Source organism: Sutcliffiella sp. NC1, from assembly GCF_027594365.1.
GTDB classification, from domain to species: Bacteria; Bacillota; Bacilli; order Bacillales; family Bacillaceae_I; genus Sutcliffiella; species Sutcliffiella cohnii.
In genome coordinates this window covers 4,623,173-4,637,375 of the sequence record NZ_CP115153.1, presented here as the reverse complement: position 1 = coordinate 4,637,375, position 14,203 = coordinate 4,623,173, and the positions used below count along the sequence as shown (strand labels likewise).

The window sequence follows — 14,203 nt, the reverse complement described above, 5'->3', positions numbered from 1 at the left end:
TCTAAAAAAATGTGCGGTTGAGGGCTGTCGTTCCGCCTTAGAATTTCCAAAAAATGTGTGGACGCGGAACCTGTCCCTCCGTCCACGGTATGTGTCCCGGTGTCCACGCTTGACAAGTGACACGGTGTCACATTATATTGTTAATAGACATATGACACGGTGTCATATTATTAAACTGAGGTGTTATCGTTGCCAAAACAAACGTTTTTTAATTTGCCTGAACATAAAAAGAAAAAACTTCTAGAATCAGCGGAAATGGAGTTTGCTAGAGTGCCTCTATTTGAAGCTTCTATCGCAAATATAATCAAAATGGCTGGCATATCTAGAGGTAGCTTTTATCAATATTTTGAAGACAAAGATGATATATATATTTATTTAGTAGATGAAAAGGTAAAAACGGCCATCATATACTTTATCGGTTTATTAGAAAAACATAATGGTGACCTTATTGAGGCACTAACAGAAATGTATTATTACTTCTTATATTCATTTTCCGATGAGGAAGAAAAGCATCTTTTAAGAAACGCCTTACTTTTTACAACATATAGAGTCGAAAGTTCGTTTACTAGTATGTTGGAGAAATACTTGCAAAACGAACACTTCAAGCTAGTGGAAGGATTGATTAATAAAGATCGCCTAAATATAAGTGAAGATAAAGACTTGTTACATATCTTCAAACTAGTCTCTGGATTAGCCTTTAACAATCTGATTGAAAAAACAGTGAAAGGGCTAACGGATGAAGAGGCGATGGAATCCTTTAAACGTAGTATGTACTTAATAAAACATGGCATTTACAAGCAAGAGAACGAAAAATAAAAATAGAGGTGTGAGTGAAATGGCTGTAACGATATATGGACTAGGATGTAAGTCGACAAAGAAAGCAAAACAATGGATGATCAACAACCAAATTCCTTTCGTGGAGCGAGATATTAAGAAAGAACCACTAACTGTTCCGGAACTTCAAGACATATTACGATTGACGATGGAAGGGACAGATGACATTATCGCAAAACGATCAAGTCACTATCAAAAAGTAGAAGTAGATTTTGATGATCTATCACTAGTAGAATTACTTGAAATGATTCAAGAACAACCTAAGTTTCTAAAAAGCCCGATTATAGTAGATAGGAATAAACTGCAAGTTGGATATAATGCAGACGAAATTCGACAGTTTTTACCGAGAAAAACTCGTAAGTTCCAGTTGTTGAATTGGACACAAGACCTTAAACCAATCGAATGGTAATAAAAAGCGACTATATGAAGGGGGAAAATAATGCGAGCATTAATAATAGGCGCAACAGGCGCAACCGGTAAAGACTTACTAGATTTATTATTAAAAGACGATTCGTTTCAACAAATAGACATTTTTGTTAGACGTGACGTTGACATTCAACATGAAAAATTAAACATACATGTTATAGACTTTGACAAGCCTGAACAATGGAAACATTTAGTGAAGGGTGATGTGTTGTTTTCTAGCTTAGGAACAACTTTGAAAGCAGCGGGAAGTAAAGAAGCGCAATGGAAAATAGATTACGATTACCAATACGAGTTTGCGGCGGCAGCTAGAGAAAATAATGTGAACCATTTAGTGCTAGTATCTTCCGGTTTTGCATCACCGAATTCGCGTATTTTTTATACAAAAATGAAAGGGCAACTGGAGGAAGCGGTAAAAGCTTTAAACTTTCCAAAGCTAACAATCTTCAACCCACCTGCATTAATACGAAAAAACAGTGATCGAACGAATGAAGTTACCGGAGTGAAGCTCATCCAGGCTCTTAATAAAATCGGCCTATTTCGCTCTCAAAGACCGCTATCAACCGAAACATTAGCTCAAGCCTTAATTAATACGGCGAAAAATGAGGGAAACGGCATGGCTGCGATTAGTGGTGAAGAGATTTGGAAGTGGGCTGGAGTGAAAGGGTAGCTAAATAGAAACGCGGAGTTGCTGAAAAGTTAGCTTCTGCGTTTTCGTTTTTTTAAAAAGCTACACTCGTACTTCTTCCAATCCGACAACTTGGAATTTCCAAAAAATGTGTGGGCGAGGGACCTGTCCCTCCGTCCACGGTTGAAAAGAAATGAGGATGATGGTAAAATCACATAGTAAATAAACTGACCGTTTTTCTCATTTGGTCACGAGCGTAGCAATCGGGGGTGGAGTTAGTGTCAGTAGATCGTAAAAGACAGATTTTGGAGGCGGCGGAGAAGTCGTTTTCGATGTTTGGGTATAAGGCGACGACGATGGATCAAGTGGCGAAGATGGCGAATGTCGGCAAAGGGACGATCTATCTTTTTTTCAAAAATAAAGAAGAGCTGTTCGATGAAATTATTTCAGCTCTCATTACTGATATGAAAACGATAGCGGAAGAAGAAATCGATGATAATCTTACGTTCAAAGAAAATGCCCATCGTGTGTTATATCGATTACTTGAATTTCGAAAGTCGCACCAGCTCACGATTAAACTTTTTCAAGAAGAAAGAGACATCGGAACAAAAGCGGTTGTCGACGTAGTGCAACGACTAGAGCAGGCCATTATTCAATATATGAAGGTGATTATACAAAAGGCGATGGACGATGGTGAAATTAAACCGTGCAATCCAGAAATTACGGCTTTTGTCATGATCAAGCTATACGTATCCCTCATTTTCGATTGGGAACGAAACCGTGAAGCATTAGAAAAAGAAGAGATCGCAAAACTGTTCGAGCTTTACTTTTTTGACGGATTAGCAAACTAGGGCTATTAGAGTGAGCCCTCTTTATTTTCACTAAAATGACCAAATGAACAAAATGGTCATAAATTTCAACAGGAGGAAAACACATATGAAAGAATCTTTATTTTTAGCAGAATTAAAACAAATTTTTCGAAACAAAAAAATGCTCGTTTCGATAATTGCGGTGATGATCGTCCCGCTTATGTATGCAGGTATGTTTTTATGGGCGTTTTGGGACCCGTACGAACAGATGGAGCAGTTGCCGGTTGCGATTGTTAATTTAGATGAGGGCGCTGAATTTGAAGGGACCGAATTGCAAATCGGAAACGAATTAGTGGAAAAGCTCCGAGAGAATAAAGTGTTCGACTTTCATTTCGTCGATCAAAAAGAAGGCTATGCTGGACTAAACAATCAGCAGTTTTACCTACTAGTAGAAATTCCGCCGAACTTCTCGGAAAACGCAACAACATTACTGGAAGACGAGCCTGAAAAATTAACACTAAAATACGTCCCGAATGAGAGTGCCAATTTCCTTGCTGGGCAAATAGGGGAAACGGCGATAAATGAAATTAAAGCAGAGATTTCTAAAAATGTAACGGCAACGTATGCAGAGACGTTTTTTGACCGAATTACCGAAATGGCAAGTGGGTTAGAGGAAGCGAGTGACGGGGCTTTTCAAATAAATGATGGAGCCTCGAAGGTAACGGATGGCTCGAAATCTATCGCAGAAAACTTGCAACTACTCGCAGAAAAATCAATCGAGTTTAACAATGGAGTGAACAGTGCGTCCTCTGGTGCACAATCGCTAACAAAAGGAACCGAGCAAATCACTACTGGCCTCGGTACGATTACGGAAAAAATGCCACAACTCATAAATGGTATGGGTGAACTGAAAAATGGTGTCGAACAAATACAACAACAGCTCCCAGCTCAAATTGCGGGGCAAATGACGACTCAATTAGAAGGTAGCATAGACGGATTAAATCAAAGCATCGATGAATTTAATGGTGCCCTTAGCACACAACTTTCAGCTGGGTTAACAGAGGGCATCGCGGACTCTCTTTCAAAAGCATTAGCCGAGCAAACCATTGCGTCCCAAGCAGCGCAAATGGAACAGCTGAAAGAAGCGCTAATCGGAAATAAAATTTTACCGGAAGATCAAGCCGTCGCTTTTATCGGACAAATGGCAGCAGGGTCTCCGACGAAAGACCAACTAGAAAACCAGTTTCAACAACAGTTGCAAGCACAATTGAGTACACCAATTTCCTCAGAAGTTCGCTCTGGAATGAACGAAGGTTTTGCTCAATTTAAAACAGAACTAGGCAGTCAATTATTAGGAAGTACAGCTGGTTTAGAGGAAAAAATTCAAGGAAACACCGATCCAGTCTTTGGTCAGTTATTAGCGGGAGTGGATGCATTACAAACTGGGCAAGGCGAGTTGCAAAAAGGTGTTCAACAGTTATATGACGGCTCGACTGAACTAAATAGCGGAGCGAATGAGCTATCGAACGGAATGAATCAGCTTTCCAGCGGGTCGTCCCAACTACTAGATGGGACAAATCAGCTTGCAGCAGGGTCGAAAGAGTTACAAACGGGTGCTTCCGATTTAACTGCTGGTACCGAGGAGCTCGCGGACAAACTGTCAGAAGGAGCAGAAAAAGCAGGCTCTGTCCAAGGAAACGAAAAAACGTACGACATGATGGGGCAACCTGTTCAAGTCGAAAAAGGCGAAATTAATAAAGTGCCAAACTACGGAACAGGCTTTGCACCATACTTTATCTCGCTAGGGTTGTTCGTAGGGGCCCTACTACTTTCTATTGTGTATGCGTTGAAAGAACCGGCAATCCAACCGAGAGGCGCACTACAATGGCTGTTCAGTAAGTTCGGCGTCATTGCAGGGGTCGGCATCATTCAAGCATTTTTAGTAGATGCGATATTACTTTTCGTATTAAAAATAGAAGTAACAAGTGTCCCACTATTTATCGTGACGTCCCTTATTACGAGTTTTACATTCATTGCACTAGTCCAAATGCTCGTAACGATATTAGGAGATCCAGGCCGATTCATCGCGATTATCGTCCTAATCCTCCAATTAACGACGAGCGCTGGAACGTTCCCGTTAGAATTAATTCCAAATGCATTACAACCAATTAGCGCACTGCTACCAATGACATATTCCGTCCAAGCGTTCAAAGCAGTCATCTCAAGCGGCGACTACTCATTCATGTGGCAGCAAAATGCAATTCTTCTAACATATATGGCAGCGTTCATGACAATCACGTTTATCTACTTTAAAGTGAAAATGAAAACAACAAAAATGAAAGAGGAAAATGTAATAGCGGTAGGGGAATAAGTGTGACTCCCTCATTTAAGGCAAGCGGAGGAAAACGAGATGTTTTTCTCCGCTTTTTTTGTATTGTTGTCAAAAAAGATGCGACTTTGCGGTATGCGAACCTCGTTATGCGCCACGAGAAGTACTATATGTGCCAAGCGCCATCCCTGTTACTTATGTCCTTTTCCAAAAAATGTGTGGACGACGGACCTGTCCCTCCGTCCACGGCATGTGGAAGGCGGCGCCGAACATGTAGGTGGATAGCACGGTTAAGGGTATAACGATAGCATTTCTTTTCTTTAGTAGGTGTGTGTATAGATACATTTTGAAATATAGAAGCCACGTCCATAATAAGTTCCAGCCATATTGATAGGTGATCATGTTCAATCTTAGTGCAAGCCATTCAACCAATGTTGAGTATATGGCCCATTTAATCAAATATGGAGTTAAATGTTTCTTTGGCAGTTTACATAAAAATAAAAGCAGAAATAATGGCGTAGTAAAGATAACATTAATAATTCGAATAAATAGCATACTGAAATGAGGGTCACGAAAATCCCAGACAAGCTTTCGGTGACAGAGTAAATAGTACACAGCATTCATACCCATGACATAAAGAATTGCATCTGAATGCTTTTTTACCTTTTTCCAACTATGGTTTTTACAATTTAGGAGAAAAAATATGAGAATAAGTAATATATGCTTCATCCAAACAGCCCTTACGTACATGATTTTCTTTTAGTTTTTCCTAGTGGGCAAAATTTTTACAGGCAAAAATTACCATTGCATATCCCCGAATCCTCAAACCCCCATAATCTCCAACAAACACCCGGCTCGTCCCAACCAATATGACATTTATCACATCCACATATATGACATTTATGACTTATAAGACCTGCCCCTAATACTTATACTTATATTTAGATAAATGAAAGTCTGTAAGGAGGAATTTCAAACATGTCACAAGCAAAAAAGATTTCAGAACTGAAAAAAGAAGTTGCCCCTTTTGAAAAAACAGATACGAAGGCGAGCGTCCTTCAACTAATTAATACAATAATACCGTTAATTGCACTTTGGACGATAGCCTATTTAACATTAAGCGTTTCATACTGGATCACACTGCCGATCGTAATTTTGGCTGCTGGGTTCTTAGTAAGAACGTTCATCATTTTCCATGATTGCTGTCATCAGTCGTTTTTCAATAGTAGAAAGGCGAATGACATCGTTGGAACTATTACAGGAATTTTAACACATGTACCTTACCGTCAATGGAGATATACACATAACGTCCATCACCGCACAAGTAGTAATTTAGACGAGCGCGGCACTGGTGATATGTGGTTATTAACAGTAGAAGAGTATGCAGAAGCACCTTGGCACCAAAAGTTTGCATACCGCGCATATCGTAACCCGCTTGTCATGCTTGGACTAGGTCCGATAGCAGTATTCTTAATACAATATCGATTCAATCGTCGAGGGGCAAAAGCGAAAGAACGTATGAACACGTACATTACGAACATCGGTATTTTCTCGCTACACGGTGGGATTATCCTATTCCTAGGTTGGGAAGCATTTCTACTAGTACAATTACCGGTCGCACTTATTGCTGGTCTGATGGGAATTTGGTTGTTCTACGTACAACATCAATTCGAAGATTCATATTTCGAGCATGATGAAGAATGGAGTTTCGTACAAGCAGCTGTAGAAGGAAGCTCTTACTACAAGCTACCGAAGCCATTACAATGGATCACTGGTAACATCGGCTTCCACCACGTGCATCACCTAGCACCACGTGTACCGAACTACATGTTAGAAAAAGTACACAACGCAAGTGAGCCGTTACAAAAAGCAACAACGATTACGCTAAAAACGAGCTTAAAGTCGATTCGTTTCCGCCTATGGGACGAAGAAACAAAATCATTCGTAACGTTCGGGGAAGCAAAGAAAATATTGAAGCAACGTGACTCTATGGTCAACGCAACCGAAAACGTGTAAAATAAAGTAAGAGAACTTCGTCGATTGCTCATACGCAATCGGCGTTTTTGTGAACATACAAGTGGACAGCGGGACACATACCGTGGACGCGGGGACAGGTCCCGCGTCCCACCAATAACTGGATGGACAAGGGACCTGTCCCCCTGTCCACATGGAAGGAGTTGAAATACGACGATGAAACTAAAAGAGAGGTTTCGAAAGAATACGGGGTTAAGTCCGTTCGTATGGATCGTATTTTACATTCTTCCTTTTTATTTTATTTTTCCAACATCATCGATTCCCCAAATTGTGTTTGGGATTTTAATGATTATCTTATTTTTCGTCTTTTACGTATTATCGTTCGTTGCGAAAGGATGGCTCGTTTATTTTTGGACGAGTTTGCAGATTGTCATATCCACCATTATGGGGATTTTCTTTAGTTACATATATTTCTCATTATTCCTTGCCTTTTTTATCGGCAATTTAAAAAATCGCGTTGCGTTTTGGATACTGTACGGAATTTTAATTGCGACAACGGTCGGCTCTATTAACGTCGGCTTCATTTTAAACAGCCGTGTTTTTGTCACGCAGCTTCCATTCGTCATTCTTAGTACGCTTGCGGTCATTCTTTTACCAATCGGCACGTACAACCGCAATAAAGAAGAAAAGCTGAAAGAGCAGCTCGAGAATGCAAACAAGCGAATTGCCGACCTTGTGAAAATGGAAGAACGTCAACGAATATCCCGTGACCTTCACGACACGTTAGGCCAGAAGCTATCGCTCATCGGAATGAAAAGTGACTTAGCAAGTCGCCTTATTTCAAAAAATCCAGCGCAAGCACAGATCGAAATTAAAGACGTCCAACAAACCGCTCGCATTGCCTTAAAAGAAGTACGCGAACTCGTCACAAAAATGCGTGGCACCCGACTGGACGATGAAATTAAACGAATCTACCAAATTTTAAAAACCGCACAAATTAAGTTTCGACTCAAAGGTGACACTCATTTGAAGAACACCACGCTCATCGCAGAGAATGTCGTATCGATGTGTTTAAAAGAAGCAGTCAACAATGTTGTCAAACATAGCCAAGCAACAGAATGCACGATAACGATCAATCCGAAAGAAAAAGAACTAGAAGTAACCGTTGAAGATAACGGAATAGGTCTCGGTGACCGCGACGAACGAAAAGTAGGCAACGGAATTCAAGGAATGCGAGAACGCCTCGAATTCGTAAACGGCACCCTCGAAATCGAATCCGAAAACAGCGGCACAACAATAAAAATAAAAATTCCGAAAGTCCAAAGAAAAATAGAAGAATAAATGGGACAGCGGGACACACACCGTGGACGGAGGGACAGGGAAAAAGTCCCACCAATTCCTGTAAAATGGAGGGGATGAACATGATTAATATCATCATTGCAGAAGACCAAAAGATGCTACTAGGAGCACTCGCAACGTTAATAGATCTAGAAGAAGATATGAAGGTAGTAGCCCGTGCTTCGAATGGGGAAGAGCTAGTCGCGCTAGTGAAGGAGCATAAACCAGACGTATGTATTACGGATATCGAAATGCCAGGCATGACAGGGTTAGATGCAGCAGAACAGCTAAAAGGGTCTGGCTGTAAAATGATCATCCTCACTACGTTTGCCCGCTCTGGTTATTTTGCACGTGCGATAAAAGCGGGCGTGAACGGCTACCTTCTGAAAGACAGTCCAAGTGAAGAACTTGCCAACGCCATTCGCCAAGTCGTGGCTGGCCAACGCATTTACGCACCAGAACTCATCGATGAAATGTACACCGAAGAAAACCCACTAACAGAACGCGAAACAGAAGTGCTTTCCCTCATGGCAGAAGGAAAAAGCACAAAAGAAATCGCCAAACAACTATTCCTAACAGCAGGCACAGTTCGAAACTATATATCCGTTATCCTCGACAAACTCGAAGTGAGCAACCGCATCGAAGCCATCCGAGTGTTCAAAGAAAAAGGATGGTAGGGGAGTGGACAGGGGGACAGATACCGTGGACGAGGAACCTGTCCCTCTGTCCCATTTTTGTCTACAATTAAAAAACAGCCGTAACGTAACCCCTACGACTGTTTACCACTTCAACCTCAAGGAACATAACGGTCTGGTATTCCGTAAAATCCTCTCATTTGCTGAATGACACTAAACAATTCTCTATCCTTCTCACCGGTATAAGCGTACTTTTCCATATCACCATATGCCTGAAATAGTAAGTTAACAGGGTTTTGCGAAACGTCTGGGCCTTGCCCTGCTGGATGGCTAACAACACCATCGATCTTGTCTATTTCTTCCGCCGGATACTGCTCTAAAGAACTCGCAATATCCTCCAGCTTACCTCTCAGTTCCGGAGGCGCATCTGGTGCATGTTGTAAAAAATCTTGGATCATCCTATACATTCTATCCTTTTTATCCACAATATCACCTTCCTCTTAATCTTATTATGGAAAGTTGAGGAAGCTATTATGTACTGCCAAGTGAAAATGCTAATGGGGGTATAATTCCACGCTCTTTCCTAAAAATAAGAAAAAGTATGCTCGGAGGTATCCCCATGTCGGTAATGGAAATGGTTATCCGCACAACGGTCGGTTTTTTAGTCCTATACGCTTTATGCCGTTTTCTTAATAAGAAACTAATTGCCCAAATGACTTTTTTCGACTTTGTTGCCGGGATTACGATCGGTTCCGTCGTGGCAAGCTCCATGCTAATGAAAGATGTTCCGGTTTATATCGGCATGATAGGATTAATATTATTTTGTTTTTATACGTTCCTATCTAGTATTATTGCGTTGAAAAGTATGAGAGGAAGAAAGATATTAGAAGATGAACCGACCTATTTAATAAGAGATGGCAAAATTCTTGAAGAAGGATTGAAAAAAGTAAGAATGACGGCAGATGGACTTGTGACAAATTTGAGGAAAAAAGGGTATTTTTACGTAGATCAAATAGAAATAGCGATGATGGAGATGGACGGATCTGTTTCCGTTCTACCAAAAGCTCCCTACATATACGCGATGCGAAAAGATATTTTTAACATTCAACCAAGTCGCGGACTAGCCCAAGCGTTCATCATCGACGGCCAAATTTTAACCAAAAGCCTAGAAGCACTAGGAAAAGACCGAAACTGGGTAAACAATGTCCTCCAGGCAAACAACATACAAAACGTAGACGAAGTATTCTTCGCCCAAATCGACCAACAAGGCAACGTCTACATCGACAAACGCGAAGACACGTTAAAATAAAAAAACGTGGACGGAGGGACAGGTCCGAAATCACTGAAAAAGTAGCTGTTTCCGAAAAATGATGTTTTTTAGGGGGGCAAATATGTCTCAGGACCACTCTAACGTCGCTTAGAAACAAATCTGGAGACCTGTTTTTTCAACATCATTTTTGCTTTTAAAAAAATTGGACTTTTTCAGTGGCCTCGGACAGGTCCCGCGTCCACACAGTTTCTGGAAATTTAAGAGAATGAACTTTTCCCAGCGTCCACCTTTTCCCACATAATATATACGTCTATATCATCCTCGTATTTTTTCAACAACTCATCTAAGTAAGCCTCAATCTTTACGTTAACCTGTTCTATTTCTTCCTCTGTTTCTGCATGTAAATCGAACATCCCGGTTATATGCAGGTTTGCAATCTGACCACGCCTTGACCGCTCTTTCCAATACACTTCATAATATTCCTCAACTGAAATGCCTAAATAATCGGCTTGCTTCTCGAAAAATTCTGAATTGCCACCGTAATCAGGAGGGGGATAAGCATGATCTAAGTAATCCATATACTCGGAAATATCATAATTATAACCTTCTGCTTCCTTTGCAATAAGTTCTTCCAACACATAGTAACGCACCCCATCAGGCAATCGGCCACCTTCCAACCCATAAAGGGCACGAACATCCTTCACGGTCACTTCCTCTCCAAAAATAATCGCCGCAACATCATCATCGTTATATTTCGGCGAACATGCCACCACAACAAATAAACATAAAACAATCCATATGTATCGCAAAAAATCACCTCTATAAATAAAATTCGATCTTTTTACGGAATTTCCTTCCAAAAATAAAAAAGAGCCGCATAAAGCAGCTTCCTTCTATCCTTTATTTCAGTTCGTTCGTGGCGTACTTAGAAAACATACGCGTACTTTTTAATAAATAATAAAATATTTTAAAGGCATTTGTACTCACGGTCTGGTTCACGCATTGTTGCTTGTTTATCAAATTGATCTTTCTTAAGGTGTAAGTGGAAGGGGTCAAATTTTCTAATGTAGTCTGGAGTGTCTGGTGGGTGGAAATGTGCATGGAACTTCATTAGTGTGCCTTTTGAATCCTCCCAGTCATAGAAGTATTCTATTATTTCGTTCGTGTCGTTATGTATGAATTCGATACACTTCAATGATGGAAGGTTTAGATCTAATTTAAATATAATACGTTTTGCTTGTACGGAGACACTAGGGCGGTGGTAACCAGGGATTTCGACACCAAAGATATCACGAACTTCTTCAATAATATCTTTGAAGTCTAACCTTTCCAGTTGCCTAAAATTACTTCGATTAATCCCTAGAGTTTTTGTCATCTTTCAACCTTTGTAGAAAAAACGACCACATTGCTGCATCCGTTTCTTCTTCCGAGTTTAACTGATTCCAATTTTTCTTTCCAAATACTGCGTTGAAATCTTGCCCGTTATATTTCTTTTTAAAATGCTCCAAATAAGCAACGATTTGTTCTTCTTCGCTTTTCATGTTCTGTTCCTTGCTAGCATCCCATTCCGCTTTATCTAATTCATATGTTTCAACTAGTTCTTTCACTTGATAACGCATACCAGATGGAGAATCAAACCAATATTCTGGGTGGATTCTCACCTTTTCATTGGGAACTTCGCGCTTTACTACTTCCATTTGGCCATTTGCATTGTACTTTAAAAAGCGGCCCTCTTTATTAATCCAGTTATTAATGGTATTCGTACTCACTCCAAAATAAGTAGCTAGTTCTCCTGTTGTATAACCTTTGAATTCTTTGGATTTAACCCCTTTAACGCTTAAAGAGGGTTTATAACTAACGGTAGTAGAATTTGAAGCGGAAACTACTAATACATTTCGTAACAATTCTACTAATACTTGTTTTGTGTAATGCTGATCATCTAATAAAGAAGCTTCTGAAATCTCAATGGAACTTGAAGCTATTAAGTTATTTATCGCTTTAATAAATACAAGACGAAACTGCTTATCTGTAAAACTTTCTTTCGCCCAATTTTCTAAATCCATCTCATTCAATAAGCGAACCTTGTCCTCATAAATTCTTTGTTCAATTTCAGTAATAGCCATATACATATCACCTCACACCTCCAATATAACAAAAACTACAAACAACTACAAGTAACTACAACTAATAAAACACAATACAAGTTTGGTCTCGATACGTACAAAATATACACAATGAAAAATGGACACCGGGACACACAGCGTGGACAGAGGGACAGGTCCCGCGTCCCACCAAAAAATGGATAAAACAAGGAGAACTGCTCTTTGTCCACACGAAAAAAGAAGACCTTACCACCGGCCCCTTACACCATCCCATAAATTTTACTAATCTTTTTATGCAACTCCTCCATATGTACAAATCGCGCCTCGCGGATCATTTCTTTTCCATCTACAAACAGCATCATCGCCGGTACGGTGAAAATCGAAAAATGCCCAGCAACTTCCTCGACATCGTCCGCACTAATAAACCCAAGCTCAATTTTCGGGAACTCTTTCAATAAATCCTCAATCTGTGGCAATAACGCATGGCATACCGAGCAGTTTGTACGCGACACGTACACAAAACTCAACGGATGCTGCTCGATAAACTCTTGCGCCATTTCAATCGATGTTAAAGTTAACATGTATTAATCTCCTTTCGTGTGGACACCGGGATAGATACCAGGGACACCGGGAAACACACCGTGGACGAGGAACCCATCCCCCTGACCAACACTACAAGGTGTTTTTCGATTTAAGAAATTCCGCTTTAATCTCATCCAGGAGAGATTTATTCGTTATTACTTCATATCCGGTTAAAGCCATTGTCTTTGCCCCTAAAATCATCGCTTCACGCGCTTTTTCACTCATCGCGGCTACGCGGAATTCGTGGGTATGACAAGCATAGCTTTCATTACATATTTTAATATATGGATGGATCGATGGAACGACATGACTCACATTCCCCATATCGAGAGAACCAGATCCTCCTCGATCTGTTAAAATCTCCTCTTCTTTCACTCCTAGGGAAATGAGCTCCTTCGTAAAAGCTTCTGATAGAGGTGTGTTAGTGACCATATCATCATATGAAAATTCATAGTAGGAAGATTTCATCGTTGTTCCTGTTTGGAGTGCTGCTCCTTCTGCACAACGTTTTACTTTATCTACTAGTTCATTTACATACTCTCGTTTAGCACCACGAACATAAAATTGAGCAACGGCATAATCAGGAACAACATTTGCCGCCTTTCCACCTTCTGTTATAATTCCATGAATTCTAGCATCAGGTGTAATATGCTGTCTTAACGCATTAATACTATTAAAGGTTTGGATAACAGCGTCTAAAGCGTTCACACCTAGGTGTGGGCTTGCCGCAGCATGGGATGACTTTCCAAAAAACTCAAATTGAATGGCATCCATGGCAAGGGAAGTTCCACTTTTCATGTAACGATCAAGGGGATGGACCATCATCGCTACATCTAGCTGATGAAACAAACCGGCTTCTGCCATCGTCACCTTTCCACCTTTCGTTTCCTCAGCTGGAGTACCAAATACAATAACTTTTCCACCAGTCTCATGGATGACTTTACTTAACCCAATGGCGGCAGCAATTCCCATCGTTCCAATTAAATTGTGACCACATGCATGTCCAACTTCAGGTAAAGCGTCGTATTCTGCCATGAAACCAATTGAAGGACCAGGCTTCCCGCTATCAAATGTTGCAGTAAATGCCGTTGGTAAATCACAAATGCCAATGTCGACCTGGAAGTCATGCTTTTGTAAAGCTTCCGTAAGGACAGCACAGGCTTTAAATTCTTCATGACCTAGTTCTGGATTTTCACCAATGTAGATACTGATATTGTAAAAATCATCTCGATATCGATCGATTTGCTCTATTATTGTTTCTTTCATTTTAATCACCCTA

General features: G+C 40.4%; 15 protein-coding genes. 9 read left to right on the top strand and 6 right to left on the bottom strand.

Going from position 1 to position 14,203, the window contains the following annotated elements:
• Positions 1-189 precede the first annotated feature (189 nt).
• The 8 genes from O1A01_RS23865 (at position 190) to O1A01_RS23830 (ending at position 9,012) form a co-directional block, all read left to right on the top strand.
• Positions 190-816, top strand: coding sequence for a TetR/AcrR family transcriptional regulator (locus O1A01_RS23865; RefSeq protein ID WP_066420268.1), 627 nt, complete (start codon positions 190-192; stop codon positions 814-816).
• Between the two features lie 19 nt (positions 817-835).
• The gene (gene spx, locus O1A01_RS23860; RefSeq protein ID WP_270065206.1) at positions 836-1,243 is read left to right on the top strand and encodes a transcriptional regulator Spx; all 408 of its coding nucleotides are present in this window, start codon (positions 836-838) and stop codon (positions 1,241-1,243) included.
• Between the two features lie 30 nt (positions 1,244-1,273).
• A complete protein-coding gene (locus O1A01_RS23855) occupies positions 1,274-1,927 on the top strand; it encodes an NAD(P)H-binding protein (protein WP_270065205.1) in 654 nt (217 codons plus the stop codon).
• 236 nt (positions 1,928-2,163) lie between these two features.
• Entirely contained in the window at positions 2,164-2,736 is a 573-nt protein-coding gene (locus O1A01_RS23850; RefSeq protein ID WP_066420278.1) for a TetR/AcrR family transcriptional regulator, read from the top strand.
• A gap of 85 nt (positions 2,737-2,821) precedes the next feature.
• The gene (locus O1A01_RS23845; RefSeq protein WP_270065204.1) at positions 2,822-5,065 is read left to right on the top strand and encodes a YhgE/Pip domain-containing protein; all 2,244 of its coding nucleotides are present in this window, start codon (positions 2,822-2,824) and stop codon (positions 5,063-5,065) included.
• Between the two features lie 936 nt (positions 5,066-6,001).
• Complete coding sequence (locus O1A01_RS23840) at positions 6,002-7,039, top strand: Delta(5) desaturase DesA (RefSeq protein ID WP_270065203.1); 1,038 nt, start codon at positions 6,002-6,004, stop codon at positions 7,037-7,039.
• A 174-nt stretch (positions 7,040-7,213) separates the two neighbouring features.
• Complete coding sequence (locus O1A01_RS23835; protein ID WP_066420287.1) at positions 7,214-8,338, top strand: sensor histidine kinase; 1,125 nt, start codon at positions 7,214-7,216, stop codon at positions 8,336-8,338.
• 80 nt (positions 8,339-8,418) lie between these two features.
• Entirely contained in the window at positions 8,419-9,012 is a 594-nt protein-coding gene (locus tag O1A01_RS23830) for a response regulator transcription factor (RefSeq protein ID WP_066420288.1), read from the top strand.
• A gap of 116 nt (positions 9,013-9,128) precedes the next feature.
• On the opposite strand, the gene O1A01_RS23825 is transcribed toward O1A01_RS23830, so the two are convergent.
• Positions 9,129-9,428: a hypothetical protein gene (locus O1A01_RS23825; RefSeq protein ID WP_270065202.1), complete on the bottom strand. Its 300-nt coding sequence runs from the start codon at positions 9,426-9,428 to the stop codon at positions 9,129-9,131.
• 161 nt (positions 9,429-9,589) lie between these two features.
• On the opposite strand from O1A01_RS23825, the gene O1A01_RS23820 reads away from it, so the two are divergent.
• Positions 9,590-10,279 carry a DUF421 domain-containing protein gene (locus tag O1A01_RS23820; protein ID WP_270065201.1) on the top strand — a complete coding sequence of 230 codons (690 nt, stop codon included), beginning with the start codon at positions 9,590-9,592 and terminating at the stop codon, positions 10,277-10,279.
• Positions 10,280-10,497: 218 nt separating this feature from the next.
• On the opposite strand, the gene O1A01_RS23815 is transcribed toward O1A01_RS23820, so the two are convergent.
• The 5 genes from O1A01_RS23815 to O1A01_RS23795 all read right to left on the bottom strand — a co-directional run bounded on the left by O1A01_RS23815 (position 10,498) and on the right by O1A01_RS23795 (position 14,190).
• Positions 10,498-11,049: a hypothetical protein gene (locus tag O1A01_RS23815; protein ID WP_270065200.1), complete on the bottom strand. Its 552-nt coding sequence runs from the start codon at positions 11,047-11,049 to the stop codon at positions 10,498-10,500.
• A 158-nt stretch (positions 11,050-11,207) separates the two neighbouring features.
• Positions 11,208-11,615: a DUF6516 family protein gene (locus O1A01_RS23810; protein ID WP_270065199.1), complete on the bottom strand. Its 408-nt coding sequence runs from the start codon at positions 11,613-11,615 to the stop codon at positions 11,208-11,210.
• The gene (locus O1A01_RS23805; RefSeq protein ID WP_270065198.1) at positions 11,593-12,363 is read right to left on the bottom strand and encodes a hypothetical protein; all 771 of its coding nucleotides are present in this window, start codon (positions 12,361-12,363) and stop codon (positions 11,593-11,595) included. The genes O1A01_RS23810 and O1A01_RS23805 overlap by 23 nt, the downstream gene beginning before the upstream one ends.
• A 239-nt stretch (positions 12,364-12,602) precedes the next feature.
• The gene (locus O1A01_RS23800) at positions 12,603-12,923 is read right to left on the bottom strand and encodes a thioredoxin family protein (protein WP_270065197.1); all 321 of its coding nucleotides are present in this window, start codon (positions 12,921-12,923) and stop codon (positions 12,603-12,605) included.
• Positions 12,924-13,014: 91 nt separating this feature from the next.
• Positions 13,015-14,190, bottom strand: coding sequence for a M20 family metallopeptidase (locus O1A01_RS23795; RefSeq protein ID WP_270065196.1), 1,176 nt, complete (start codon positions 14,188-14,190; stop codon positions 13,015-13,017).
• Positions 14,191-14,203: the final 13 nt, after the last annotated feature.

What these genes read in the sequence shown, in the direction of transcription:
- O1A01_RS23855 (WP_270065205.1), top strand. Translation starts at nt 1,274, where the DNA reads ATGCGAGCATTAATAATAGGCGCAACAGGCGCAACCGGTAAAGACTTA.
- O1A01_RS23795 (WP_270065196.1), bottom strand. Translation starts at nt 14,190, where the DNA reads ATGAAAGAAACAATAATAGAGCAAATCGATCGATATCGAGATGATTTT.
- O1A01_RS23805 (WP_270065198.1), bottom strand. Translation starts at nt 12,363, where the DNA reads ATGGCTATTACTGAAATTGAACAAAGAATTTATGAGGACAAGGTTCGC.
- O1A01_RS23840 (WP_270065203.1), top strand. Translation starts at nt 6,002, where the DNA reads ATGTCACAAGCAAAAAAGATTTCAGAACTGAAAAAAGAAGTTGCCCCT.
- O1A01_RS23845 (WP_270065204.1), top strand. Translation starts at nt 2,822, where the DNA reads ATGAAAGAATCTTTATTTTTAGCAGAATTAAAACAAATTTTTCGAAAC.
- O1A01_RS23800 (WP_270065197.1), bottom strand. Translation starts at nt 12,923, where the DNA reads ATGTTAACTTTAACATCGATTGAAATGGCGCAAGAGTTTATCGAGCAG.
- O1A01_RS23830 (WP_066420288.1), top strand. Translation starts at nt 8,419, where the DNA reads ATGATTAATATCATCATTGCAGAAGACCAAAAGATGCTACTAGGAGCA.
- O1A01_RS23810 (WP_270065199.1), bottom strand. Translation starts at nt 11,615, where the DNA reads ATGACAAAAACTCTAGGGATTAATCGAAGTAATTTTAGGCAACTGGAA.
- spx (WP_270065206.1), top strand. Translation starts at nt 836, where the DNA reads ATGGCTGTAACGATATATGGACTAGGATGTAAGTCGACAAAGAAAGCA.
- O1A01_RS23825 (WP_270065202.1), bottom strand. Translation starts at nt 9,428, where the DNA reads ATGATCCAAGATTTTTTACAACATGCACCAGATGCGCCTCCGGAACTG.
- O1A01_RS23820 (WP_270065201.1), top strand. Translation starts at nt 9,590, where the DNA reads ATGTCGGTAATGGAAATGGTTATCCGCACAACGGTCGGTTTTTTAGTC.
- O1A01_RS23835 (WP_066420287.1), top strand. Translation starts at nt 7,214, where the DNA reads ATGAAACTAAAAGAGAGGTTTCGAAAGAATACGGGGTTAAGTCCGTTC.